A 26,351-nucleotide genomic window follows, 5' to 3' on the forward strand; every position below is an offset into this window, starting at 1 on the left:
GAGAAATATATGAGCACAGAATCCCACATAGAATCCTGGACCAAATCCCCGTTTTCCACCCAGGTGCAACAAGAAGCGAAGGCCGTCCTGGATAGATACAAAAAGGGAGAAACCGGCCTAGAGATCGAGGCATTTACCGTACCCTTAGAATTCGGAACCGGAGGAATGAGGGGAAGGATCGGCAATGGGATCGGTAGAATGAATGAGTTCACCGTGGGAAAAGCTGCCCTAGGTTTTTCCAGATATCTGGTCCAAAAATCCAAAAAACCAATCTTGGTGATCGCATACGATTCCAGAAGAAGGTCCAGAGAATTTGCAGAGGTCACAGCTGGAGTAGCCGCATCTTTCGGAATAAAGGTAATCTTATTTTCTGAAGTAGCTCCTACACCGTTACTCTCTTATGCAGTCCGTTATTATAAGGCAACAGGTGGAGTGGTCTTAACTGCATCTCATAATCCACCTGAGTACAATGGTTTTAAAGCTTATCTTTCTAAAGGAGAACAACTCGCTCCTCCTGATGATAAAAAGATCATCACTCTCATCGATAAAGTCCAAGACTGGAATGAGATCCCATTTCTTTCTTCTAAAGATGCAAAATACAAGAAGCTGGTCCAAAAAGCCGGAGAAGATTGTTTCTCTTCTTATTTGAAAGCTCTTAAAAAATCCGGGATTGTATCTTCTAAGGTTACTCCTAAAGAAAGATCTCAAACCAAATTAGTATATTCTCCTCTCCACGGAACTGGAGGAAAATATATGAAGAAGTTACTACAAGACTTCGGATACAAAAACGTTACCTTGGTTCCGGAACAAAAAGATCCGGATGGAGAATTTCCGACGGTAAAATTTCCAAACCCAGAAGAACCAGAAGCTCTGGAGATGAGCAGAAAACTTTCCGAAAAAATTGGAGCAGATGCATTTATTGCAACCGACCCCGATGCGGACAGACTTGGGATTGGAGTCAAAAATCCTAAAGGCGGTTATGCACTTCTAAACGGAAACCAAATCGGTTCTATTTTAGCTGCTTACTTAGCGGAGAAGGTAGGATCTAAACCTAAAAAAGGTAAAAAGCCAGTTCTTGTAAAAACAGTAGTAACCACTGATTTGCAAGCTGAGATCGCAAACAAGAACAAGATCGCACTTAAGAATGTTCTAACAGGTTTCAAGTTTATCGCAGAAGTGATGGGAAAACTGGATAAAAGCAAAACCCAGTATTTCCTTTTTGGGGGAGAAGAATCCTATGGTTATTTGCCAGTGGATTTTGTAAGAGATAAAGACAGTTTATCTTCTGCACTTCTACTCATGGAAGTTCTTTCAGAAAAAAAAGACCTTCTTTCTTATATGGATGATGTATATCTTAAATATGGATTGTACCAAGAAAGTCTAAAGTCTTTAACATTAGAAGGACTTGCTGGTAAAAAGAAAATCCAAGATTCATTACAATCACTCCGTGACAATGATCTGATCGGAAAATCAATCGGCAAAAGAAAGGTCACTGGATTTTTAGATTTTAAGAATAAGATCGCAAAAGGAAGCGCTTCTAAATCTGCGTTTTCCGGCCTTCCTTCTTCCGATGTGATCCAATTAGAGTTAGAAGATCAGGCAAAGCTGACCATCCGTCCCTCTGGGACTGAGCCTAAGATCAAAATTTATTCTTCTTTCAAAAGTAGGACTTCTCCTAAGACCAAAACTGAGATTCCAAATCTCACTGAAAGTTTATTAGAAGAATTGAAAGAAACAGAGTCCTTATTTTTACAATTGGCGGGTTTATCATGAACGAAACTGCATCAGATTTCCAAACTACAAAAGAACTTACGGACAAGTATCTTCTAGACTTATTCAATCGTTACCCTGTAGCATTCCGTTATGGAGTGAACGAATTATTATTCGATCAAAACAATAAACAGTACATCGACTTTTTGGCGGGTGTTGCGGTTACAAATCTGGGGCATAGTGATCCGGATATTATAGAAGCAATCCGTAACCAGATAGATAAATTGATGCATACTTCCAATTGGTTCTATTCGGAAGAAGCATCTCGTTTAGCGGAACTTCTCATCTTGAATACATTTCCTGGAAAAGTGTTTATATGTAATTCTGGAACAGAAGCGATCGAGGCTGCCTTCAAACTTGCGAGAGCATATGCTGAACAAAAGCAGATCCATGATCCGATTATCATTTCTTTACAGAAAAGTTTTCACGGAAGATCTGTTTCAGGGATCAGTTTAACAGGACAGAAAAAACTACATACTGGTTTTGGAAAACTTTTAGACGGGATCGAATTCGTTTCTCCAAACAACGAAGAAGAACTTGTAGAAGCTTTCGAAAGATTTGCGGGCAGAGTGGTAGCATTCATCGCAGAACCAATCTTGGGAGAAAGTGGTATTATTCCTCTCTCTCATGGATATATGAATTTAGCAAGAGAGTTAACTTTAGAAAACGAAGCACTTCTTATCTTAGATGAGATCCAAACTGGTTTTGGAAGAACAGGTACAATGTTCGCATTCGAAACTTACGGGTTTTCTCCGGATGTAATGGCTCTTGCAAAAGGACTCGGTTCTGGGTTTCCAATCGGAGCCTTAGTAGTTGCTGAAAAATACCAAGACGTTCTAGCTAAGGGTACTCATGGCACAACTTACGGTGGAAATCATTTGGGAGCTGCAATTGCGTATGAGACGATCAGGATTATGCAAACAAGAGACGTTCTATCAAACGTAAACTCTTGTTCTGAGATCGCGTTTAGCCGTTTAAACCAGATGAAACAAAAGAACAAGATCATCAAAGAGATCAGAGGAAAAGGTCTTCATATTGGAGTAGAATTAACTGTTCCCTCTAGATCGATCGCAGAACTTTGTTTGGAAAAAGGACTGATCGTAAATGCAACTGGAGACACAGTCATTCGGATCATGCCTCCGCTTACTATCTCAACACAATATTTGAATGAAGGACTGGATATTCTTGAATCAGTCCTAGACGCACAGAAATAAAAAGGAAAACAATATTCTCTATGAAAAAAGTAGCCGTATTAGCAGGGGACGGAATCGGCCCCGAGGTCATGAAGGTGGCCCTCTCCGTTCTTAAAAAAGCGCTCGGCTCCAAAGCCTCTGACTTCCAATTTACGGAAGCGCTTGTAGGAGGAATTGCAATCGACAAAACCGGAGGACCCCTTCCTCCGGAAACATTAAAACTTTGTGAAGAATCAGATGCTATCCTATTTGGATCTGTTGGAGGACCTAAATGGGAATCTCTTCCTCCAGAAAAACAACCGGAAAGAGGAGCGCTTCTTCCTTTACGTAAACATTTCGATCTATTCGCAAATTTACGACCAGCGATCATCTATCCAGAACTTAGAAACGCTTCTCCCATCAAACCTGAAATTATTGGAGAAGGTCTGGATATTCTGATCCTAAGAGAATTAACCTCAGGTATCTATTTCGGTCAGCCAAAAGGTAGAGAAGGAAGTGGAGCAGAAGAATTCGCATTCGATACAATGAGATATTCTCGTAGAGAGATCGAAAGAGCAGCAAGAGTTGCATTCGAAGCAGCGAGAAAAAGAAATAATAAAGTCACGAGCATTGATAAGGCAAACGTATTAACCACTTCTGTTTTTTGGAAAGAAGTAGTGATCGATCTGCACAAAAGAGAATTTTCTGACGTCCAATTATCCCATCTTTACGTGGACAATGCAGCGATGCAGCTAATCGTAAATCCTAAACAATTCGACGTGATCCTTTGCGAGAATATGTTCGGAGACATTCTTTCTGACGAGGCTTCTATCATCACAGGCTCCATCGGGATGCTTCCTTCCGCTTCCCTTTCAGAGTCCGGGTTTGGTTTATACGAACCTTCCGGCGGATCCGCTCCGGATATCGCAGGCAAAGGAATTGCAAACCCAATCGCCCAGATTTTGAGTGCCGCTCTACTATTACGTTATTCTTTCTCTATGGAAGAAGAAGCACAAAAGATAGAAACCGCGGTCCGTAAAGTGATTTCCGCAGGAAAACGTACCAGAGATATCGCCGAGAAAGGCGCCGAAATTTTGGGAACGGAAGAAATCGGAATAGAAATTGAGAAGGTTTTATAAAGCCTGGAATTGAATTCCTTGCCTGGAAATTTCATATTTTTACGTATATAAATACTGAAAGTATGAAACTTTCTGGAAATTTCTTGAATTAACGGGGACGGTGACTGGATGAAAGGCGGAGTAGCTCCATCAGGAAGACCTTATCAGGTAATCATTGCGGAAAATTCTAAATTCCAAGCCAAACAATTGGCTCAGATCCTGGAATCCGAAGGTTACGAAGTGGTCGGTTTTGCGGAATCGGGCAAAGAGCTCCTAAACATGTATAAGGACAACCGAAAGGTGGACCTGATTACATTAGACCTTCACCTCCCTGTGATAGACGGTTTTGCTGCCTTTCACGAAATGAAAGAAATGGGAGTTCTTCCCAGAGTGATCGTGATTACCGACGAAAACACACCTGCAGTCATCAAATCTCTGACTGACGACGGTATCATGGACTATCTAGTAAAACCGATCAAAAGAGAGAAGGTTCTAGAAAAAGCAAACGCAACAGTTCGCAAGACCATCAAGATCTGATCCTTGAGTTTTTCAACTTAGGATCTTATTCCAACCAGATACAATTTAAGTTCCTACCTGTATCTCCCCTTCTATGACTAAAAAATTTAGAATTGGGAGACATGGTGCAAACCCCAGCAGTTTCCAAAAAAGGTTGGATCCCAAGACCTTTAATCCTATGAAGTAAGAAAGTTTTTTGTTCCAACAGGAACTTTCCAGGTTCTTCTAAGTTTTTTAGAGAATTCGGAACTTCCTTTCTAAAGAGAGAAGCAACATCTTCTCCGACTTCGTAATGTTTGCCGGTCGCATAAGGCCCCAGATAAAAATGAACGAGTTCCGGATCTACTCCGTATCTTTTCTGCACATGAGCCAGAGTTTTTTCTGTAATTCCTGCAAGAGTTCCTTTCCAACCTGAATGGATCACACCCACAAGAGCAGGCCTTCCTGTCCAAAAGAAGATGGGCATACAATCAGCAGTTTTTACTACTAAGATCTTTTTAGGTTCTGTTGTAAATAGAGCATCTCCTGTAGGAATTTCGGCACTAGGCGAACCATTTGCCTCTATGACGGTAGTTCCATGTTCCTGGCCTATGAAGAATACTTCTGCGCCAGCAACTCCTGAAGCCTGGGCAACCCTTTCCCGGATAAAATTAGGATCATTCGGATCTCCGGAAGCTTCTTTGTTTCCCAGGATCAAAAGCCTAAGGCTTCTTTTATCTTCTAGAAAAAATCTATGATCGATCATACTTGACTTGGGGAAGTCCTGGTCTTGTATAGAAAAGAGAGGAAATATTTCGAGCCGTAAACGGAACCGAAATACAGTCCCGGAAAAAAAATCCCATGTCCAAAACCCCCAAAGTAAAAATCTGCGGAATACGAAAAGTAGACGATCTAAAAATCTGCGTGGAAGAAGGAGCCGATCTAATCGGGATCAATTTTGTTTCTTCCAGTCCAAGACTTGTTTCTCCAAAAGAAGCAGAGATCCTGATCACCTATTTATATGTATCTGTTCCTGCATTTTTACGTCCAAAAATCGTATTCCTTTTTTATAAATCTTCAACCCAATATATAGAAACACTTTTAAAAAATTTACAACACGACTATGTCCAATACGTTAGCGACGACTCATTAGCTCCCGGGGAAACTTCTCCTCTTTACCAAACCAAGGATTCTAGAATCATTTCTTATCGTGTTCGAGGAAAAGTAAACGATGACTCTCTTCATTTTCTAAATTCAGATTTATTGATATTAGATAGTTATAAATCAGATGCTGGCGGAGGAACTGGAGAAAGTTTTCCTTGGGACCAGGTGTCAGAAGTTCGTAGACCTTATCTACTCGCGGGAGGGTTGACACCGGAGAATGTTGCAAAGGCACTTTCTCAGACTAAGGCATACGGAGTCGATGTGGCAAGCGGTGTAGAATCTTCGCCAGGAAATAAAGACCAGGAACTCATTCGGAAATTTATCAGAAATGCAAAACAATTCTCTTACAACGGAAACTAATTCTCCTGATCTAACGGAAGCTCTGGATACTCCTATGATGAGGCAGTATCTGGAAATCAAGTCCAAGTTCCCTGATTCTATTCTATTCTTTAGAATGGGAGATTTTTATGAGATGTTTTTAGAAGATGCAAAAATTGCCTCAGCCATTTTAGACATCGCACTTACTAAAAGACAGAATTCTGTTCCTATGTGTGGGATCCCATTCCATAGCAAAGATGGATATATTTCCAGGTTACTTTCCGCAGGAAAGAAGATAGCAGTCTGCGAACAATCCAAACCGGAAGACGGAAACACAAAACTGATGACGAGAGATGTGGTGAGGATCATCACCCCTGGCACAGTAATCGAAGAACATTTACTTTCGGGCTTCCAGAACAATTATCTATGTGTATTAGTCCCGAAAGCTGCATTGATCTTTGTAGGAATGGCAGATGTTTCTACTGGAGAAGTTTTACATTTTGCAGTTCCAATTTCCAGAACCCAAGTATTAGAGTCCGAATTTGTAAAATTTAAGCCGAGCGAGATTTGTGTATTCTCCCAAGACCTAGAAAGGATCAGAACCTGGCAAAACTTCGGAGAAAGAGAATTAACCGTTTTAGACGCTACTAAAGTTGGATCTGAAAATTCTAACGATCCATTCCAAACAGTAACAAGAACATTAGAATATTATATTAGAGAAAATTATAGGGACGGGACTCTCACCCTAAGAGAGCCTCGTATCTTACAAACTGGTTCTTATTTGGAGATGGACAGAGAAACCATCCTGAACCTGGAACTGATCGAAAACGAAAAAGAAGATAAGGGCCATACCCTATTTTCAGTTTTGAATTTTTGCAGCACTGCAAAAGGAAAAAGAGTTCTAAAACAAAGGATCTTATTTCCGGAAACAGATCCAGCCATTCTAAAATCCAGATGGGAAAAACAGGATATCATCAAAAAGATCCCACTCGCTCATTTAACCCAGGCACTCAAAGATTTGGGAGATTTGGAAAGGATCCTGGGCAGATTTAGAGGAAATAAGGCTTATCCTAGAGATTTTAAAACAATCCTTTCTTCTATCCAAACCTTGGATTCTTTGATTAGTTTACTCTCTCCTCTTGGATATCCAATCTCTAAGCCAGATAAACTGGATACTCTTAAGGATTATATTGAAGGAAGGATCCATACAGAAGAACTTCCTGTAATATTAGGAAACGGTAAATTTCTAAAAGATGGTTTTGATAAAAACCTGGATAGAGCCAGAGAAGCTGGGTCCAAAGGTGCAGATTGGATCTTAGAACTAGAAACAGAAGAGAAGAAGAAAACAGGACTTTCTACTCTCAAAATTAAATATAATAAGATTGTTGGTTACTTTATAGAGATCTCTCGAGTACAAGCAGAGCAGGCTCCTAAAGAATATCTTAAAAAACAAACTCTGGTTACTTCCGAAAGATTTACCACTGCAAGACTAGAAGAGATAGAAAGAACTATCTTAGAAGCAGATGAGATCATCCAAAAAGTAGAGAAGGCAGAATTCGAAAAAATGGTCCAAACCGTTTTGGAATATTCTTCTGAACTTCTAATTGTTTCCGAAGAATTCGGAGATCTGGACTTCCAAATTTCTCTCTTAAAAGCTGAGGAAAAATTCGGCTGGATCCGCCCTGAACTAAGCGAAGATTCCAATTTAGAAATGAAATCTTCCAGACACCCAGTGGTAGAAGCAAGTCTTCCAGTAGGTGCAAAATTCACCCCGAATGATGTGGGCTTGGATGGGAAAGAAAACTCAATTGCCATCTTAACTGGTCCGAATATGGCCGGTAAGTCCACATTCATGAGGCAAATCGCGATCAACCAGATCTTATTCCAGATCGGTGGGAGTGTTGCCGCTGAAACAGCAAAACTCCCAATCTTGGATAAACTATTCACTCGTATCGGAGCAGGAGATAATCTGAATGCGGGAGAGTCCACATTCTACGTGGAAATGAAAGAGACCGCAAATATTCTCAAAAACTGCACTTCTCAATCTTTATTACTTTTTGATGAAGTAGGAAGAGGAACTTCTACCTATGATGGGATGAGTATTGCTTGGGCGATTTTGGAATCTCTTTCCGAAATGTTTCCTCGACCTAAAACTGTTTTTGCCACCCACTATCATGAACTAACAGAACTTTCCAGGTTGCCTGGTGTTTGGAACCTTCATATGGAAACGGTGGAGAAGGACGATAAGGTAATTTTCCTAAGGAAAGTAAAACCTGGTAAGGCTAAAAAATCATTCGGTATCTATGTGGCCCAACTTGCAGGAGTTCCTGATTCAGTGGTAAAACGAGCTGCTGAAATTCTAACAGATATGGAATCTAGGAAAAAGGAAATCCGTATCCAAACTAGAGAACCTTCTTTGTTCCAAGACATGAGTGCATCTAATGGAGACAGTCAATTCTGGCAAGATTTCAAAAAAGAGATCAACGATCTTCCGATCGATTCTATGACACCGATCGAAGCATTAAAACTATTAGACGATTGGAAGAAAAGAGTTAGTTCTCGAGGCTAACTGCGCCAACATCGCGAATTATTCTGCAAATAAATACAAAAGAACATCCATAGAAGCAAAATCGATCCAGTTGGAAATATTGGACTTAAGACCTTCTTTCGCATGAAAACCTATACCGATCCCGGAAGCTTCTAACATCAGTTGGTCATTTGCGCCGTCACCCACAGCTACGATGTTTTCCCTTTCCATTTTAAAACGAGATTGAAGCTCCAAAAGAGATTCTCTTTTGATATTTTTATCCACCACAGTTCCGGAAACTGTTCCTAAAAGTTTATCCCCTGCTCTGTCTAGATAATTTGCGCGGATCTCGTCGATGGAATATTCTTGTTTAAATCTTTCTAATATGTCTGTGAATCCGCCGCTGAAAACTGCGGTTTTTACATTCTTCTTCTTGAGCCCTTGGAATAATTCAGGAACACCATGATTTGGATGTAATTTAAAATATAATTCATCGAATACAGAAACAGGAAGATCTTTCAGATAAGAGCATCTTTTTTGAAGAGCTTCTTGAAAGTTCAGATTTCCTTCCATTGCTTCTTTCGTTACATGTGCAACTTCATCATAAACACCAGCATATCTTGCGAGTTCGTCTATAACTTCTTCTTGGATCAAAGTAGAATCCATATCAAAGCAGAATAAGGCTTCATTGTTTAGAAACGAAGAGATTTGGATTAGATCAATTTTACGGAATCTTTGTAATTCTTGTCTAAGATAGACCAATTCTTCTCTTGGAAGAGAATGGTCCGTTTTCCAAATATCACATACAAAATTTTTGGAAACTTCTGACCTTCTTTCGATAAAGACAGGTTGTTTGAATCTTGCTGAAAGTGCTTCGGATAATCTTTGGGGATCCGAATCGTTTTTAGGGCTGAAAAATAAGATCACTTAGATTATTTAACGAGAGATTTAATTTTGCGAAGCCAGATGATATAGGCGTCTTTATTGATATGGATCGGATCTTTTTTACCTTCAAAAGTAAAAGCCAATTCTTCTCGGATAAAAGGGATCTCTTTCTGTCTGAACTCAGGCCAGATATCCAAAAATTGAACGTTAGGATTCTCATTAGCGATCCGTAAAAGCCAAGCATTTACAATTGGAGATACAGAATTCACATTTCTACTCAAAACAGGCGGAATCCCAAGTATAAGCACCTTAGTATTTGGCAGGCTTGTTCTTATCTTTTGGATCAGAAGCCTATGGATGCCTTCTATATAATCCAGACATTTCCCATCTCTAATATCGTTTCCACCAATTTCGAGGATAATGGTAGAAGGTTTTAGATTCAGGACAGTGGAGTCCAAGCGGTTTAGAAGAAGTTCCGTCATATCCCCTGCAATCCCCCGATTCACAGAACCTGGGAAATTCGCTTGGGTTAGATCCGGAGGAATAGCAGCTATCAGGCTATTTCCTACAAAAACTATATTCGCTTTTTTTAATTTTTCGTTCTCTTTAGTGTAGAGTAAAACAGCTTCCAGATATAATTTCTGGTATTTTTCCCATTCATCTGAGTTCCGGACTCCAATCTTGTCTACACATTTGAAATCCGGATTATAATAATCGTATATTGTCCTAGGTTGGAAAACGGAACAAGAGATTAGGGAAATAAGAAAAAAACAAATCCCTAATACTTTCATTTGGCAAGTCCCTCAAAAAACTCTCAGTTCTCAGATTCTTTCATATGAAATCGTTTATGCCAGTCAGCGATCTGAGCCTGCAGATATTCTTCTGTATCACATATACGAAATTCAATTGGGTTGTTGGAAACTGTATCGATCAATTTGGCTTCTATATAGCCGTTTTTTAGTTTATTGATCTCTATTTTATATTTCATCCGACAATCTCCGTTATATCCAGGATTTTCACCCCTACCAGAGTTTCAATCTATTCCGAAATTAATCTTGGAAAACCACCGAGCCTGGGAATCTTCCCATAGTCGGTCGGAAAATGCTATACGATTTTGGTTCTCAACTGGAAAAAAACTATTTCAAGAATTTACGATATTTGTAAAGTTCCGGGAAATTTTCAGGAGCATAAGGATGGTCTTTTCCAAGAGCGGATTCCCAATCTATTTCTTCTCCCATGCCGGAAGAAAATTCAGGATAGAATCCAGAGTCTAAGATCATTCTGATCGTGTCTGCTGCATCAGAACCTTTTACATTCAGATACCCGCTTGCAAACAAGGAATTCGCGGCGTATAAAGCCATTCCTTGCAATCCTCTAAGATGCCCTTCTCTTCCTGCTGCAATACGGACCTCTGAGTCAGGGTTCACCAAACGAAATGCAATCAGAGTTCTGAGGCAAAATTCAGGGCTTAAACTTTGTGGGTTTTTAATCGCGTGTCCTGCAACTGGGATGAAGAAGTTCACAGGGATTGAGATCACTTTTAGATTTTTGATCTCGTATATAACATCCGTTAGATCCCAAAGTGACTCTCCCATTCCGACGATAACACCGGAACACATTCCTACTCCTGCTTTCATGAGATGGGTAATTGTCTCTACTCGTTGTTCGTAGGTATGCGTGTCACAGATTTCTGGATAGTGTGCCTTAGAAGTATTGAGGTTATGATTATATCGGTCTAGACCGGCAGCCTTTAAACGTTCTGCCTTCTCTCTATCTAATAGACCAGCGGACAAACAAACTTTTAGCCCTAGTTCTTTGCTGATCTTTTCAATGGTGAATGCCAACTTTTCAGTGGCGAGGGAATTAGGACCTGTTCCCGCAGTGACCATACAGAAACGGTAGGCACCATTCTCCTTGGCCTGGACTGCATCCTGGAAAATCTCCTCAGGAGATTTCATAGAGTATTCTTGGACTCCGGATCCTGCGTTCTTTCTTTGAGCGCAATAACCGCAGTCTTCCGGACAATGACCGTTCTTAATATTGTCTAGAACATGGATCCGAACTGTTTTACCAAAGTATTTTTCACGGACCTTGTATGCCTTGTCCAAAGCCTCAGTCAATGGGATCTGGCCGCTTAGAATTGCATGTGTTTCCTCCCGATCGATAATGCTTGGCACCTCTGAAAATACTTTTTCTTCAGTGACTGGAGGAGTTTCTAGACTAAGTTTCATTCTGCCGATAGTTTCCGAAGCAGTGTTTTCCTTGGCAATCTATAATTAAGCTTAAAAACGGGTGTTCATCAATCTTGGATTTTGTATGCAGCAAGACCTTCTCGTATTGCTTGGAATACCTTATCCAAAGAAGACTTAGAAATATTATATGGAGGAGTGATATAAATCACATTCCCAAGTGGTCGGAGTATAACTCCTTTCTCTTGGCAGATCCTGCGGAATTCTCTCGCAAATGGATTCACATAACCGGGCCTGACCTTTCCTGTAAAAAGTTCTCCTACACCTACGGAACCAAGCACTCTTGTATTCTTGATCTTATCTGGAAATTCGGCTCTTAGTTTGGCCCAACCTTCTTCCAAATAAGACTCCAATTGTTTTACGTCTGCGAGTCTATTTTCTTCTTTATAAATTCGTAATGAAGCAAGTGCAGCAGCACAACCTGGGGGATATCCAGTCATAGTATGCCCATGATAGAATGCCTTCATTGGTTCCGAGGATAAAAACTCTTTATAAATTTCTTCCCTGACCAGGGTCACTGCCAAAGGTAGAATTCCTGCAGTCAGACCTTTTGCGAGAGCAACCATATCAGGGCGGATACCTGCCTTTTGGTAGGCAAAGTTTGCACCTGTTCTTCCAAAACCAGTAAATACCTCGTCCAAAAGAAGAAGTACATCATGACGCTCTGTGATCTCTCTTAACCTTGTAAGAACATTTGGTTTATGGAATAACATTCCACCTGCTCCTGCGATCAAAGGTTCCATCACCACTCCCACTACTTCTTCGGAGTGAGCTGATAAATATGCCTCAAGTTCATCTAAACAATCTTCCGCACAAGAATGTGGGGATTTGGATACAGGACAATCATGGCAGGCAGGAGAAGGGAAACTTTTGGTTTGGAATAAAAGGCTTTGGAAGACTCGATTAAATACTGAATCCCCCCCTACACTCATTGCACCGATTGTGTCCCCATGATATGAATAGGTGAAGTTGATAAATACCTTTTTCTTTTCTCTACCTTGGTTCCTAAAATACTGAAGAGCGATCTTCAGCATGATCTCGAGTGCAGTGGAACCGTTATCTGAATAGACAACTTTGCGAAAATTCCAATCAGTGAATTCTAAAAGTTCGTGAGCCAGTTCTAATGCGGGAGGATGTGTAAAACCTGCGAGAAGTACATGATCCAATGAATCTAACTGTTTTTTAACAGCTTCTACAAGTTTAGGATGATTATGACCGTGGATACTTACCCACCAGGAAGAGATTGCATCTATATATTCTTTTCCATTTTCATCATATAGAAATTCTCCCTTTGCAGAAACTATCTTTAAAGGAGGATCAGAGTCTAGTTGGATTGTGTATGGATGCCAGATCAAGGGAATAGTAAGTCCGGAAGGATCCTATCCGGATCGAATTCATTTGCAACCTTATCTAAGAATTCTTTTCTAGATAATTTCCTTTCAGGAAGAAGGAATGTCCCTAAAAGTCCAATTTCAGCAGCTTCTATAATGGTCCTAATATTATCAGAACGAAGTGGATTTTCAGGACCTATAAAATAAACTCCTAAAACCTTGATCTCTCTTTTTCTAAGAGCTTCAAGCGATAATAATGTATGATTGATTGTTCCAAGTTCTGTAGAAGCTACTAGTACCAATGGAATTTTTGCCTGCTCTACTAGGTCCACGGTAAAATAATAACGGTTGAGAGGAACATATAATCCCCCAGCGCCTTCTACCAATATTTTAGCATCCTTAATGCTGAATAGATGTCTTGATAGTTCGTCTGTATCTACACTTGTATTTTCCATTTCAGAAGCTAAATGAGGAGAAGCAGGAAGTTCGAATGTATAATAATTTTTTAAAAAATAAGACTCATTCAATCCGGTAAGATTCATGATTTTCACTCTGTCTGAATCTGTTCCTGTTTGGATCGGTTTTAAATATTTTAATCCAAGATTTTCTGCATACTTTGCCATCATAAGAGAGCAGAAAAATGTTTTACCTACATCGGTCCCGGTTCCGGTTACAAAGACGGACAAACTTAATTCTCCCGAACCAATCGTATGAATTTTTCAAGATCTTCTTTTTTGATCTTAGAATTGAGAGAAACTCTTATCCTGGAAATATCAACAGTGGGAGGACGGATCGCTTTGGCTTGGAATCCATTTTGCTCCAGGCGAGAAGAAAGTTCCAATGCTTCTTCTTCTGAGCCTAAAAGTATTGGTATGATTTGAGTATTAGAATTTCCAGTATCTCTTCCAATCTGATGCAAAGATTCACGGAAGAATTCAGAATTATCTTCTAATATTTTTCTTTCATCATCCATCTGTCTTGCAAGACGAATAGCAACTCTGCCTGCATGAGCGATCGCAGGTAGTGGGCCAGTAGAGAAAACAAAAGTGCGAGCAGAATGAAGTAAATATTTTCTGGCGTCCTTGGTTGTAGAAATAACTGCACCTTCTAAACCGAGAGCTTTTCCTAAGGTAGACATTCTAAAATCTATTTCAGAAGTTCTGGAGATATTTTCTTCTAGGGAAACTCCTGCTCCTTCTTTCCCGAATAGCCCGATTGCATGAGCCTCATCTATATATAGTAACGCCCCGTATTTTTCTTTTAGATCTATTAATGCAGATATATCAGTTTTGTCTCCGTCCATACTGAATACGGACTCTGTGACGATCATCTTATGTTTGGTGCCAGAATGTTTTTTTAATAAATCTTCCAGATCGTTTTGATCAGAATGTTTATAATATACTTTTTTAGCTCCGGAAAGTCGAACCCCATCCATTAAAGAAGCATGATTTTTACGATCACAAAAGATTGTATAAGAAGGATCTGCCACGCAGGAAATCGTTCCCAAATTTGCAGCATAACCATTCGCGAAGAAGAGAGAATCTTCAGATTGTACCCAGTTCGAAAAATCATTCTCTAATTCTTCGAATACTCTTCTATGACCTCGAACTAAACGGCTAGCAGTAGAACCTGCACCGTAGATATCGATACCTTCTTTTAAAGCTTGGATGATTTCAGGATGGTTAGAAAGCCCCAGATAATCATTGGAGCAGAGGTCCAGGCCAGAAGGAGGATCCAGAGTCCGGATCCTATTCTGAGATTCTAACCTGGAAAAGAAGGCAGGAAGCTCCGAAAAGAAAGGAAGTTTCGAGGATTGCGTTTCCTGCACAGGTTTTCCGAAGGGATTATAACATCCCTTTTACTTCGTCTCTTTCTGACTTAAGTTCGTCATGAGTGATATTGAACTTCTCTTTTGCGAAGTCGTTCAATTCGAGTCCCTTAACGATCTCGACTTTAGTTCCGTCTGACTTCACAGGGTATCCGAAGATTAGCCCCTTATCAGCACCGTAAGATCCGTCAGAAGTAACAGCAACACTGAACCAATCTCCTGCTGGAGTTGGAGTGATGATCTGACGAACAGTATCAACAACTCCGTTAGCAGCAGATGCAGCAGAAGAAGCTCCTCTTGCTTTTATGATCTCAGCTCCACGTTGTTGAACATTTTTAATAAAATCGCCTTTTAACCAATCATGATCCTTGATCACGTCGGTTGCTACTTTTCCACCAATCTTAGCATTATAGAAGTCAGGGTATTGAGTAGAAGAGTGGTTTCCCCAGATCGCAAGATTAGTTACATCTTTTACAAGATTTCCAGATTTGATAGCAAGTTGGGATTTAGCACGGTTCTCATCCAGTTTGGTCATCGCAAACCAACGATCTGTAGGAACTCCTTTTGCATTATTCATTGCAATAAGACAGTTTGTATTACAAGGGTTTCCGACGACTAAAACTCTTACGTCAGAAGAAGCGTTCTTCTCGATTGCTTTTCCTTGATTTACGAAAATCCCACCGTTTATTTTAAGAAGGTCACTTCTTTCCATTCCAGCTTTTCTTGGAACGGAACCTACAAGAAGCGCCCAGTTGATGTCTTTAAAGGCAACATCTAGATCCGCGGAAACACTTACTTTTTGCAAAAGAGGAAAGGCGCAGTCTTCCAATTCCATGATCACACCTTTAGCAGCAGGAAGAGCTGCCTCCAGTTCCAACATTTGGATCTCTACAGGAGTGTCCGCTCCGAACATTTGACCGGATGCGATCCTAAATAATAAAGAATATCCGATCTGCCCAGCGGCACCCGTAACTGCTACCTTAACTGTTTTTGCCATTTGAAACTCCTAACTTTTTATATACTTAGAGCTTAGTTATTTTTTAGCTCTTCGTCGATGATCTTCGTGAAATTTTGGATCGGCATATTGCCTTCCACTAAAATACCGTTAATGAAGAATGCAGGCGTTCCGTTCACGCCGTAACTTTGTCCTGCTTGCATATCTGCTTCGATCTCACCTTTGATCTTTTCTTCGTCAGAGATACAACGGTTGAATGCTCCCATATCTAAACCAGCTTGCTGAGCTAGTCTGATTACATTCCCTCTTTCTAATTTTCTTCCGTTTTCGAAAAGAAGACTATTGTACTGCCAGTATTTTCCCTGAGGAATAGCACAGTTCGCAGCAACGTGGGCAAACATTGCGTTTCTATGAAAGTCCATAGGGAAATCCCTAAAGACCCATTTAATTTTATCTTTATATTGTTCTCTCAGAGCTTTAGTAGTGGTCTGGCTCATCGCGCAATAAGGACATTCAAAATCTGAAAATTCTACGATAGTAACTTTTGCATCACCAGGTCCAAGAGTTGGATTCTCGCTAGCTTCGATCGCAACTCTAGTCGGAGGAGGAAGTTCAGGTCCAATGATCTCTGTATTATATTCTTGTCTCATTCTTCCGAAGAATGCTTGTCTTTCTCTATCAGCTTGCACTGCTTTTAGGTATTTTGCAATTTCTACTTTGACTTCGGCAAATGATTTTCCTTTTAAGCCAGGCTCATTCTTGAATTGATTATAAGCAGCCACGATCTCATCAGGAACAGGTTCATATCCTCTTCCAAACTTAGTCAGCTCTTCTACAGGAATTCCTTTGGCAGCTGCTTCTTTTTTTAAGATCTCTTGAGAAGCAAGTTGGGAAAACATTCTGTACATCTGCTGGTTATTTTCCTGCAGATATTTACGATAAGCACCTGGGTTATCATTCTTAATATCAGAGATAGTATAGAATCCGAAAGTCCCAACTCTCATATAATGTTCTGGGATCGAAAGTTTTATAATAATAGCGATAGAGACTAAAAAATAACCTAAAAAGATCCAAGGAAGAGCCTCCTTGAATTTCGGACCAAAAACACGGCCTAATAAAGTGGAAGAAGTTTCTTCAGACATAATATCCTTACCAAAGGGAGAAAAGCTCCCCTACCAGCCAATTTAGAAAGCTGAGTATGGGAGGCAAACGAATAATTCGGGGGGCGAAAAAGGCAGAAATCGTCCCCAATCCAATGGAAAAAAAACGCTCAAATTCAGGCTTATAAAGGAATTATTTCGAAAAAAAATTAAGCAAGCAATCGGATTTCCGATAGGAATTAATAGAGACCTGAAAACGGAGGTTTAGGTTTATGAACGTAAATGGGATACATTCGGGACAGTATCCGGCGACTTGGTCTCCGGTGCAGAAAGAAGTTAAACCCGAACAAGAACCAATTGGTGATGTGCTGGAAATCCATGCTGCCGATTGGAAAGGAATCAAACTGAAAAACGAACCCAAAGCAGATGAGTTGGTAATGAAACCGAGTCCAGTAAGTGCAGAAGAAAGATTGAGCCAAGTAATCAGCCCAGAACAAATGAAGGATCTTTTATCTATGATCGTAAGTTCCAGATTCAGCTCTGTTTCAGAAACAAATACCGGTCGCGGTAAGATAGATTTAAAAGGCTAACAATTGTCTTTTGAGTTAGCTCTTGTATTTTCGCCCAAGCTAGATTTAGCCTTAGGTGTCCTGTCACTCATTGCAGTTTCAGGAATGGGATTCTTTTTTTATTGGGAAGTACTACGCCCTTACGCTGCCAAAACACGCCCAGGCCAAATGGATCCTCCTGAAGAAGGAGATTCCTACGAAATCGTAGTTCCAGAAAGCACCAGATTTTATAAATTTTCTGTAGGGCAAGTTTACGGAAACATCCCTACTCTCTGTAAATCCATACAGGACGATCATCTAGTATTCGTTCTAAAAAAAGGCAAAGATACGGAAGATTATGATATTCTAATCAATCGCTCCGGCCCTGCAATTATGAAACCCCCTCGTATGCAGCATTTTGCTAAAATGGAATCTCAGGAAAAATTAGAAAGCCATGAGATCATAGGGCAAACTGCATCCTTTAGGATCTCTGATAAGATTATCAAGGATCGTATGACTCAATACTTTGAGATAGGGATTACTTCTAACTTTTTTGTGAATAAGCTTGGAAAGGAAAGAATGAGATTTATATTCTCAGTGCAAAAGATCCATCCAGGACTTTCTACCAGATCCAGGGATAAAAAAGGACTCTATCCATTCGGTAAGGAAAGATCTTCGGAAGAAGATTAAGAGATCTTTTTAGAAGATATTTTAGCTCCACTCGTATCTGGAGAAAGAGGAACTAACCTACATAGTATCCCTGATTTTTCAGAAAATTGTTTTGTAAGCTCTGAGAACTTTTTCTCCAGTCTTTTGGAATCTTTTCTTCTAGTATAGACAAGAACTGCAGGACCACTTCCAGAAAGAGAAATACCTATCGCAGATTTTTCAATTTCTTGCACAAGAGGCAAAAGTGGAAATTCTAAATTCATTCTATAAGGAGTATGGATCTTATCTTCTAATGCTCGTTTAAGAAGTCCAGGCTCTCCTGATTCCAAAAATTCCCACCAAGTAGACATTCTACTTAAATTAAAAATAATATCAGAAACAGGATAAGTGTCTGGAAGGCATTTCCGAGAATGATTGGTAGAAATCTCCAATTCAGGAATTAGAAAGAAACAATGTACATTCTTAGGGAATTTTCTTTTAAAATAATAAAGTTTCTCTTCCGCAAAATAAGAAAAAACAAATCCGCCTAAATAAGCAGGAGTTGTATTATCAGGGTGACCTTCTAATAAAGCGAGCTGGTATAAGAACTCTGCTTCACTAGGAAGTTTAGTATCCGGAAAATATTTCTCTTGTGCGAACCTTGCAGCAGAAAATCCAGCTACCACTGCACTCGCGCTAGAACCCAAACCACCTTTTAAAGGAAGTCCAAGCTCCATAGTAACAGAATAAGGAATGGGAGAAGAGGATGATTTTATTTGTGGAGATACAAATACCGAAAAATACGTTTTATAAGATTGTAAAACTAGATCCTCATCATCCGTAAATACAGGAGCAGAAGATCCTTTGATCTTTCTAGTAAATTCTGAGGTTTTTCCGAATTCAAAGCTGAACTCATTATAAATCTGGAAGGCCAATCCCAATAGATCGAAACCAGAACCTAAATTTGCAGAAGTTCCTGGGACCTTGATTTGGAATTTGTATTTTGCCGCGCTCATACGAGTATCCGGATTTTCTGCCATCTTTTGGGAAATTCTCCGATCGTCATTTGCTTTTCTAAAACAAAAAGAATTCTGATTTGCGCTTAGGTTCCAGGAAGAAAGAATGCTCGCGTATGCATTTTGCTTGGTCCGATGCTCTTGTTTTATTTTTCTATTTTGGGATCGTTCTATATTCCGGTTATAAATCCGGACGTAATAGTTCAGAATCCAAGGAATTCTTCTTAGCGAACAGATCTCTTTCTTGGGTTCCACTTTCACTTTCCATTGTAGCGACGGAAACCTCTGCATTGACCTTTCTTTCGGTTCCTGGAATTGCTTATTCAGGAAACTTCACATTCTTACAGGTAGTGTTCGGATATATTTTAGGAAGAACAGTCGTTGCATTAGTTCTGATCCCACTTACCTATCATCATAATTTTCTTTCAGTTTACGAATGGGTTGGAACAAAATTCGGAAGAAAGTCCCAAAAAACAATGTCCGCTCTTTTTTCAGTGACTCGAATTTTAGGAGATGGTGTCAGACTTTATGCATCCACACTTCCTGTTGCGATGTTACTCGAGTTAGGGCTTCCTAAAATTTTACCCTATTCGTTTAGTCAATATTCGATTGGAGTTTGGACCTTAGCAATCGTCACCCTGATCACTGTTTTATATACAATGCAAGGCGGATTCAGATCAGTCGTTTGGGTGGATACATTACAATATTTTGTATATGTATTCGGAGGAGTATTTGCACTCGTTCTACTTTACCAAACAAGTCCTGAACCTTTAACAGTTATTTCTTCTGCTTGGGAAGGAAACAAACTCAGGTTTTTAGAATGGGAGAATCCTTCCGCAACTTATTTTATGCCTTGGGCCGTGCTTGGCGGTGGCTTATTAAGTTTAGGAACACATGGCGCAGACCAAATGTTTATCCAAAGATCTCTCGCCGCAAGAAACGTAAAAGATGCTCAAAAAGCAATGATAGGCTCTGGAATTGCAGTATTCTTCCAAATGATATTATTCTTAGGGATCGGGACCTTCTTATTCTATAAATTCAATGGGCAGACAATCGCTCAGGATAAGGTATTTTCTAAATTTCTAATAGAAGAAGTTCCTGCCCCATTTTTAGGATTGCTGCTTTCTGGGATATTGGCATCTACAATGTCTACATTATCCAGTTCCATAAATTCTCTATCCTTAACTGCAAAGGCTGATTTTGGTTGGAATTTAGGCGGGCAGAAACTTTCTTCTTTATTCTTCGGGATCTTACTATTTTTCAGTTCCCTCTTCTTCTTCTCCCTTCCTGAGAATTATACAAAAGGATTATTAGAATTGGGGTTAAAGATCTCTTCCTTTACAGTAGGATCGATGGTGGCTGTATTCTTAACAGAAGTGATTCCGTTCTTAAGAAAGAGAATTACTGTTTCGGATCTAGGACTAGCCTTAGCTCTTGCTGGATCTATCTTAGTAACTGGAATTTTCGGAACAGTGAAAAACTATAATTTCACGGTGCTTGTTCCACTTGGAATGATCTTATTCTGGAGTTTTGCTTTGATTGCGGGATTCATTTTCCCGAATCAGAAACGATAGAATCCATAAAAGTGGTAAGGATTTTTCGAAATTCTTCTGCTTTGGTAAAATGTATATAATGATCACCGCCAGGAATTGTTTCAAATTTGGCGTTCGGGAAATATTCTAAACATACAATCTTATCACTTGTATGAAAATATTCAGAATCTCCACCTATGATAAATATTACCTTTCCAGAATATTGTTTATCTGCTCCGGAAAATTCCGCTTGGAACATATTTTTGGAATGAGAGATTGCATCCACATTCAGTTTCCAGCGATACTGCCCAGATTCTGTTCTATCTAAATTCATCAGCAAAAAGTTACGGATAAATGGATTCGTTACGAAGTTCGAAGTAGCTGAATCTATTTCTTGCCTATTTTTAAAATTAGAAAGATCCGTTCTTAAAACGGCAAGCTCCCCTTCATATTTGAATTCATAGTCTCTTGGAGCAATATCTTGGATGATTAGATCTTGTATCTTTTCTGGATGTCTAAGAGCAAATGTCATCGCAACTAGTCCGCCCATAGAATGTCCAAGCAGGATTACTTTACCTAGTTTATGATCTTCTATAAATTCTTTTACATCTTCTGCCATTAAACTAAGAGAATGTTCTGGCGAATGCGGCGAATCTCCATGGTTTCTGAGATCCAAGCTATATACTTTAGAATAATGGCTTAAAAAATCGGAAACGCTTACCCAGTTTTTAGAAGAACCGAATAGTCCGTGTAATATTAAGATAGGAGTAGTTAACTTTGCGGTTTCTTTAGCAGGATATTCTTTAAAGAAAAGTTTCACTTCTTTAAACATTCCTCTTCTATCACTTTCAGTTTAGAATAGAACTTCTTTCCATATCTGGAAGGAAGTTCCTGTACTTTAGTTCTGAAATTTTTGAGACCTGATTCTTTAGGAAGTTTGGTATCACACACCAAAGTTTCTCTATCCTTGGAAAAATGGAGTAATCTCTTTTCTAAATGGGAAGAGAATATAGGAGCATAGTTCCCATTCGGTTGGAGAAGTAGATATTTTAATCTGCGATTTTCTTCGTCTTGGAGAACACAAATTGGATCTCTTCCACATCTGATCTCTGGTGTATATTTTACAGCTAAGTATGCTGCAAAGTCTCCAGGTTTAGAATTTGGATAAGCTTCTGCTACTTTCCAAAAAGTTTCCGGTCTGACTTTTAGTTTTGAACCTTCTGGTGCATTAGATAATGTATCTGTCCAATTTCCTGTTTTGGAATATACTCCGAGTTCAGTTGGATTATTCTTTAAAAGGTCTTCTAACTTTTGTCTAGATTTGGATCTATATTCAGGGGATTGTAAAACTTCTGAATATCTTTGTAGGACAACTAGCCTACGGATCTTCAGGAATAAATACTCGTTTCCTTGGAAGATAGGACCTTCTTCTATTTTTGTTAAATAGGTAAAAACAGATTCCAATTCGTTTGGCCCAGAATCTTGGTACAATAGTTTTTCGATAGCCTTAGTGATTACAGGATAACTTCCCTTACTTCCCATTCTAAATAATGCACGGGAATCCACCCAACCTGTGAGCCCATCTTTGTCTGTGAGTAATTGAAATTTGGAATCTGCTTCTTTCTGGTTTTCTGCAGAAAGAATTTCACCAAAGGAAAGTTTGCGTAGCACTTCCGATTTTTTTTCCGGGAACAGATAGAGTTCTGTTCCCGGATCTAAAACGATGTACTGCTTTCTGCCTTGAGCAGAAATGGAGAATGTACATGCCGCGATCAGTATTAGATATACTAACCGGCGTAAATACATTCTTTTAACGGGAGAAATCCTTTACCATTTCGGAAATTCTTGAGACACCTTTTTTGATGTCCTCTTCTCCCATCGCATAAGATAGACGAAGTGCATTATCGTCTCCAAATGCGATCCCTGGAACTGCGGCTACTTTATACTTATCCAAAAGATGAGCACAGAATAATTTACTCTTGCTTGTCTCTGAACTTGCAGCCTGTAACTTTTTGAAACCATCAGTTTCATAAGCACCAGTCAGGTAAGGGAATACATAGAATGCACCCTGAGGAACATTCACTTCTACACCTGGGATCTCATTTAAAAGTCCTACGATCAGGTCCCTTCTTTTTTGGAACGCTTTAGCCATTTCAGCTACACAAGCCTGGTCTCCATTCAGTGCAGCTTCTGCGGCAGCTTGGGAGATAGAAGAAGGATTGGATGTAGACTGACTTTGGATAGTATCCATGTTTTGGATAATATCCAAAGGTCCAGCTCCATAACCGATTCTCCAACCAGTCATGGAGTATGCTTTGGACACACCATTGGTTACGAATGTAAGTTCCTTTAGTTCAGGAGAAAGCATTGCCAGATTCGAAAATTGGAATCCGTCAAAAACGATACTCTCATAGATATCGTCGCTTAAAACCATGACCTTATGTTTTAAGATCACTTCTCCAATTGCTTCTAATTCCTTTCTGGAATATGCAGAACCAGTTGGATTAGATGGAGAGTTCAGAACCACTACCTTTGTTTTAGGTGTGATCGCTTTCTCTAATTGTGCGGGAGAAATTCGGAAATTGTCTGCTTTGGTTGTAGGAACAATGACTGCCTTACCTTCGGCTAGACGTACTATATCCGCGTAGCTTACCCAATAAGGAGCCGGGATCACAACCTCGTCTCCAGGATTTAAGGTAGCTAAGAAGAAATTATAGATAACCTGCTTTCCGCCTGTTCCTACAATGATCTGGTTTCTGGAATATTCCAGTCCATTATCTCTTTTGAATTTAGTGATGATTGCGTCTCGGAGTTCCACCGTACCGGAAACGGCAGTGTAACGGGTCATTCCCTTATCGATCGCTTTTTTAGCAGCCTCTTTAATATGGGCCGGTGTCTCGAAGTCAGGTTCTCCTGCTCCGAAACTTACGATGTCTTCGCCTTTCTTTTTTAGTTCTGCCGCCTTAGCGCTGATTGCTAGGGTGGGTGAAGGCTCGATTACATCCAGCCTTCTTGCGTTCCATTCCATTTGGTCCTCTCTTTTTATTGGACTCCGACTTTTTCTTCGAGTGATTCTCTGAATTGGTCTAGAGTATATATTTCGTATTCGTAACCTTGTTCTGTAAGGAAAAGTTGTCTGTTCTGACCGAATCTTTCTTCGTTCGTATCTCTTGAGATCAAAGAATAGAAAACCGCTGTATTATCCTCACCTTTAGGTCTTAAGATTCGGCCCAAACGTTGTGCCTCTTCCTGACGAGAACCAAAGGTTCCGGAAACCTGGATTGCGATATTCGCATCCGGTAAGTCGATGGAGAAGTTAGCAACCTTACTAACGACCAGTGACTTGATCCTACCCGATCTGAACGCATCATACAATTCCTGTCTTTCTCCCAAAGGAGTTTTTCCTGTAATTAGAGGAATTTTGAAAGTTTTGGAAATCTCTTCCAACTGATTGATATACTGCCCGATCACAAGTAGATGAGACTGTGAATGTTTCTTCATGATCATTCCGATCGCTTTCAATTTCTCCGGATTTTCGGAGGCCAAGCGGAACTTCTCCCTATCATCTGCGATAGAATATCTCATACGAAGATCGTCTTCCATAGAAACACGGATCTCTTTACATTTTGCTTCCGCGATCCAGGATTTACTTTCCAGTTCCTTCCAAGGCACATCGTACTTTTTAGGTCCGATGAGACTGAATACATCTTCTTCCAGCCCGTCTTCTCGGACTAGGGTTGCAGTAAGCCCCAATCTTCTTTTTGCCTGTAATTCAGAAGTCATTCTAAATACGGGAGCTGGAAGTAAGTGAACCTCGTCATAAACGATTAGTCCCCAGTTATTCGCGCTGAATAGATGGAAGTGGGTGAAATCCCCCCCTTTCTTCTTTCTGTGAGTGAGAATATTATAAGTAGCGATTGTGATCGGTTTGATCTCCTTCACTTCTCCTGAGTATTCTCCAATATCAGATTCAGGAATATCAGTTTTGTCTAAAATTTCGTTTTTCCACTGACGGATAGAAAGTGTGTTCGTAACCAGGATCAGAGTTTCTGCTCCTACGATCTGCATCACACCAATACCTACGATAGTTTTACCAGCACCGCAGGGAAGAACCACCACTCCGGATCCACCTTCGTTTCCACCGCCAGCATGGAATACTTCCACGGAGGCTCTTTGATAATCTCTCATTCCGAACTTTCTACCAGACTTGGTAGTAGGTCTCAGGTTGAATCCGTATTTGTTTCCTTCGTCGTAACCTGCAAGGTCCTCTACAGGGAAACCGATCTTGATCAGAGCCTGTTTGATATGGCCTCTGAATTCTTTTTTGATATAGATCTTATCGTTCTCAGTCTTTTCGATATAAGGCTGGACCGCTCTATGGTTAGAGATCTCTTGTAAAAATCCTTTTTCATTGGAGATGATACAAAGATCTCCATTCTCTTCCTTGACTAGTTTTACTTTTCCGTATCTTCCGATCTGTTCTTTGATCTCGTTGACTACGTTTTTAGGAACCGAGTATCTAGAATATTTTTCTAAACATTCTACGATCTCGTCTGCACTCATTTTGATAGATGCAGCGTTCCACAAGGAAAGAGGAGAAATTCTATAAGTGTGTAGATATTCCGGACTTTTTTCTAATTCCGCGAATTTAGCTACGACTAGCTGGCAGGCTTCGAATTCAGGATTATCCACCTCTAAAAGCATAGTCTTATCACTTTGTACGATTAACGGTTTACTCACGGCGTGGAATCTCCCCTAAAACTTAGACTGAAAATGACCCCCTCCTTGTCAAGAAGAAAGCGATTATAAGGCCGAATCATGACGCTCTCACCAAAATCCTGAATTCTCCGAAGGTTTCGGAGTGACCTTTAAGCTCTTTTAGATCCTGTCCTGACAAGAGAGCGTTGCCTGGAGAGCTGCAAGGTTCGACTGCGATCGCAGAACGATCTGGTTTTGTATAAATTTGATAATAGTTTAATGGAATTTGTCCTTCCTCCGGTGGAGGACTTAAGACAGTGATAGAATATTTTTTGGTTCCATTTTCCAAAACAACTCTTGGTTCTCTTCCGTAGAACAAATGATCTAAACTTGGGATTTTCTCCCCTTCTAAAACAGAAGAAATTGGATTAGAAATAAAAGGTTGGATCGGAACTAGGTTCTCTCCTAATTCCAAATTTTTATCCAAGTGAAGATGAAGTTTCCAATCTTCATCATTTTTTCCTAAATTTATATAAGGATGATAACCGTAAGCAAATCGGATAGAATCTGATCTTAAATTATTAAATCTAGTCTTCACACTTAGAAGAGTCCCGGAAGAAGTCTCTTCGATTGAATATTCTTCTCGGATTGCAATTCCAGAAAGTGGAGAATCTTTCCATTCTTCCGGAAAGTTTACTCTGAACTCTGCACCCTTTTGGTTATTCTTTAGTTTTAAAAGTTTTCTCTCTAAAGAATGTACTAACCCATGAACTGGAAACTGATTAGAATCTCGGATCATTTCCTTTGTATCCCACCCTTTTCCGTTTAGAATGAATTCTGCGGAAGCATATCGATTCACCCACGGGAACATTAGAAAATTACCTGATTCGAATATACTCAGGATTTTATTATAAGGAAGAATGATCGGAAAACTTTCCTTGCTAATTGGATGGGTCCAGTCCCAAGAAATCCATTGGGTACCGTCGGTCAAAAAACT

25 protein-coding genes are annotated in these 26,351 nt (G+C 39.9%); 9 read left to right on the plus strand and 16 right to left on the minus strand.

The annotated features are described in order from the left end of the window. Nucleotides 1-9 precede the first annotated feature (9 nt). From EHQ52_RS00960 to EHQ52_RS00975, 4 genes are all read left to right on the plus strand, one after another. Complete coding sequence (locus EHQ52_RS00960; RefSeq protein WP_135613417.1) at nucleotides 10-1,773, plus strand: phospho-sugar mutase; 1,764 nt, start codon at nucleotides 10-12, stop codon at nucleotides 1,771-1,773. Beyond that, a complete protein-coding gene (locus EHQ52_RS00965) occupies nucleotides 1,770-2,984 on the plus strand; it encodes an acetylornithine transaminase (protein WP_135613418.1) in 1,215 nt (404 codons plus the stop codon). Before EHQ52_RS00960 ends, EHQ52_RS00965 begins: the two co-directional genes overlap by 4 nt. 20 nt (nucleotides 2,985-3,004) lie before the next feature. After that, complete coding sequence (gene leuB / locus EHQ52_RS00970) at nucleotides 3,005-4,081, plus strand: 3-isopropylmalate dehydrogenase (RefSeq protein ID WP_135613419.1); 1,077 nt, start codon at nucleotides 3,005-3,007, stop codon at nucleotides 4,079-4,081. Between the two features lie 108 nt (nucleotides 4,082-4,189). Further along, nucleotides 4,190-4,597: a response regulator gene (locus EHQ52_RS00975; RefSeq protein ID WP_100710094.1), complete on the plus strand. Its 408-nt coding sequence runs from the start codon at nucleotides 4,190-4,192 to the stop codon at nucleotides 4,595-4,597. A gap of 25 nt (nucleotides 4,598-4,622) precedes the next feature. On the opposite strand, the gene EHQ52_RS00980 is transcribed toward EHQ52_RS00975, so the two are convergent. Further along, nucleotides 4,623-5,321: a purine nucleoside phosphorylase YfiH/LACC1 family protein gene (locus tag EHQ52_RS00980; protein WP_135613420.1), complete on the minus strand. Its 699-nt coding sequence runs from the start codon at nucleotides 5,319-5,321 to the stop codon at nucleotides 4,623-4,625. Nucleotides 5,322-5,416: 95 nt separating this feature from the next. On the opposite strand from EHQ52_RS00980, the gene EHQ52_RS00985 reads away from it, so the two are divergent. Continuing rightward, entirely contained in the window at nucleotides 5,417-6,079 is a 663-nt protein-coding gene (locus EHQ52_RS00985) for a phosphoribosylanthranilate isomerase (protein WP_135613421.1), read from the plus strand. Then, the gene (gene mutS, locus EHQ52_RS00990) at nucleotides 6,048-8,606 is read left to right on the plus strand and encodes a DNA mismatch repair protein MutS (RefSeq protein ID WP_135613422.1); all 2,559 of its coding nucleotides are present in this window, start codon (nucleotides 6,048-6,050) and stop codon (nucleotides 8,604-8,606) included. The genes EHQ52_RS00985 and mutS overlap by 32 nt, the downstream gene beginning before the upstream one ends. 18 nt (nucleotides 8,607-8,624) lie before the next feature. Here the strand turns inward: mutS and serB are convergent, their stop codons facing one another. From serB to EHQ52_RS01030, 9 genes are all read right to left on the minus strand, one after another. Next, nucleotides 8,625-9,491: a phosphoserine phosphatase SerB gene (gene serB, locus EHQ52_RS00995; RefSeq protein WP_135613423.1), complete on the minus strand. Its 867-nt coding sequence runs from the start codon at nucleotides 9,489-9,491 to the stop codon at nucleotides 8,625-8,627. Between the two features lie 5 nt (nucleotides 9,492-9,496). Continuing rightward, on the minus strand, nucleotides 9,497-10,240 hold the full coding sequence (locus EHQ52_RS01000) for a GDSL-type esterase/lipase family protein (RefSeq protein ID WP_135613424.1): 744 nt from the start codon (nucleotides 10,238-10,240) through the stop codon (nucleotides 9,497-9,499). Between the two features lie 23 nt (nucleotides 10,241-10,263). Beyond that, on the minus strand, nucleotides 10,264-10,437 hold the full coding sequence (locus EHQ52_RS19995) for a hypothetical protein (protein WP_008591702.1): 174 nt from the start codon (nucleotides 10,435-10,437) through the stop codon (nucleotides 10,264-10,266). Nucleotides 10,438-10,585: 148 nt separating this feature from the next. Then, nucleotides 10,586-11,680: a biotin synthase BioB gene (gene bioB / locus EHQ52_RS01005; protein ID WP_135613425.1), complete on the minus strand. Its 1,095-nt coding sequence runs from the start codon at nucleotides 11,678-11,680 to the stop codon at nucleotides 10,586-10,588. Nucleotides 11,681-11,748: 68 nt separating this feature from the next. Continuing rightward, a complete protein-coding gene (gene bioA / locus EHQ52_RS01010; protein WP_135613426.1) occupies nucleotides 11,749-13,053 on the minus strand; it encodes an adenosylmethionine--8-amino-7-oxononanoate transaminase in 1,305 nt (434 codons plus the stop codon). After that, on the minus strand, nucleotides 13,050-13,715 hold the full coding sequence (gene bioD, locus EHQ52_RS01015; protein WP_135613427.1) for a dethiobiotin synthase: 666 nt from the start codon (nucleotides 13,713-13,715) through the stop codon (nucleotides 13,050-13,052). The genes bioA and bioD overlap by 4 nt, the downstream gene beginning before the upstream one ends. Nucleotides 13,716-13,717: 2 nt before the next feature. Continuing rightward, nucleotides 13,718-14,857 (minus strand): aminotransferase class I/II-fold pyridoxal phosphate-dependent enzyme, encoded by a 1,140-nt coding sequence (locus EHQ52_RS01020; protein ID WP_135613429.1) that lies wholly within the window; start codon nucleotides 14,855-14,857, stop codon nucleotides 13,718-13,720. A 16-nt stretch (nucleotides 14,858-14,873) separates the two neighbouring features. Continuing rightward, nucleotides 14,874-15,854 carry a malate dehydrogenase gene (locus EHQ52_RS01025; protein ID WP_135613430.1) on the minus strand — a complete coding sequence of 327 codons (981 nt, stop codon included), beginning with the start codon at nucleotides 15,852-15,854 and terminating at the stop codon, nucleotides 14,874-14,876. A 32-nt stretch (nucleotides 15,855-15,886) separates the two neighbouring features. Further along, nucleotides 15,887-16,954, minus strand: coding sequence for a DsbA family protein (locus EHQ52_RS01030; protein ID WP_135613431.1), 1,068 nt, complete (start codon nucleotides 16,952-16,954; stop codon nucleotides 15,887-15,889). A 230-nt stretch (nucleotides 16,955-17,184) separates the two neighbouring features. Between EHQ52_RS01030 and EHQ52_RS01035 the strand changes: the two genes are divergently transcribed. Continuing rightward, entirely contained in the window at nucleotides 17,185-17,502 is a 318-nt protein-coding gene (locus EHQ52_RS01035) for a hypothetical protein (protein ID WP_135613432.1), read from the plus strand. A gap of 3 nt (nucleotides 17,503-17,505) precedes the next feature. Continuing rightward, nucleotides 17,506-18,150, plus strand: coding sequence for a hypothetical protein (locus EHQ52_RS01040; protein WP_135613434.1), 645 nt, complete (start codon nucleotides 17,506-17,508; stop codon nucleotides 18,148-18,150). Here the strand turns inward: EHQ52_RS01040 and thrB are convergent. After that, a complete protein-coding gene (gene thrB / locus EHQ52_RS01045) occupies nucleotides 18,147-19,124 on the minus strand; it encodes a homoserine kinase (protein ID WP_135613955.1) in 978 nt (325 codons plus the stop codon). The two genes, EHQ52_RS01040 and thrB, sit on opposite strands and share 4 nt — an antisense overlap. Nucleotides 19,125-19,240: 116 nt before the next feature. Here thrB and EHQ52_RS01050 point away from each other — a divergent pair, with 116 nt between their 5' ends. Next, entirely contained in the window at nucleotides 19,241-20,698 is a 1,458-nt protein-coding gene (locus EHQ52_RS01050) for a sodium:solute symporter family transporter (RefSeq protein ID WP_135613436.1), read from the plus strand. Here the strand turns inward: EHQ52_RS01050 and EHQ52_RS01055 are convergent. From EHQ52_RS01055 to EHQ52_RS01075, 5 genes are all read right to left on the minus strand, one after another. Then, nucleotides 20,673-21,488, minus strand: coding sequence for an alpha/beta fold hydrolase (locus tag EHQ52_RS01055; RefSeq protein ID WP_135613438.1), 816 nt, complete (start codon nucleotides 21,486-21,488; stop codon nucleotides 20,673-20,675). The genes EHQ52_RS01050 and EHQ52_RS01055 overlap by 26 nt on opposite strands. After that, nucleotides 21,473-22,462 carry an SH3 domain-containing protein gene (locus tag EHQ52_RS01060; protein WP_135613439.1) on the minus strand — a complete coding sequence of 330 codons (990 nt, stop codon included), beginning with the start codon at nucleotides 22,460-22,462 and terminating at the stop codon, nucleotides 21,473-21,475. Before EHQ52_RS01060 ends, EHQ52_RS01055 begins: the two co-directional genes overlap by 16 nt. Nucleotides 22,463-22,466: 4 nt before the next feature. Then, nucleotides 22,467-23,684 (minus strand): pyridoxal phosphate-dependent aminotransferase, encoded by a 1,218-nt coding sequence (locus tag EHQ52_RS01065; RefSeq protein WP_135613441.1) that lies wholly within the window; start codon nucleotides 23,682-23,684, stop codon nucleotides 22,467-22,469. A gap of 14 nt (nucleotides 23,685-23,698) precedes the next feature. Then, the gene (locus EHQ52_RS01070) at nucleotides 23,699-25,396 is read right to left on the minus strand and encodes a DNA repair helicase XPB (RefSeq protein WP_135613442.1); all 1,698 of its coding nucleotides are present in this window, start codon (nucleotides 25,394-25,396) and stop codon (nucleotides 23,699-23,701) included. A 76-nt stretch (nucleotides 25,397-25,472) separates the two neighbouring features. After that, on the minus strand, nucleotides 25,473-26,345 hold the full coding sequence (locus EHQ52_RS01075; RefSeq protein ID WP_135613443.1) for an aldose epimerase family protein: 873 nt from the start codon (nucleotides 26,343-26,345) through the stop codon (nucleotides 25,473-25,475). Between the last annotated feature and the right edge of the window lie 6 nt (nucleotides 26,346-26,351).

The sequence above is a fragment of the Leptospira koniambonensis genome, from assembly GCF_004769555.1.
Lineage (GTDB): Bacteria > Spirochaetota > Leptospiria > Leptospirales > Leptospiraceae > Leptospira_B > Leptospira_B koniambonensis.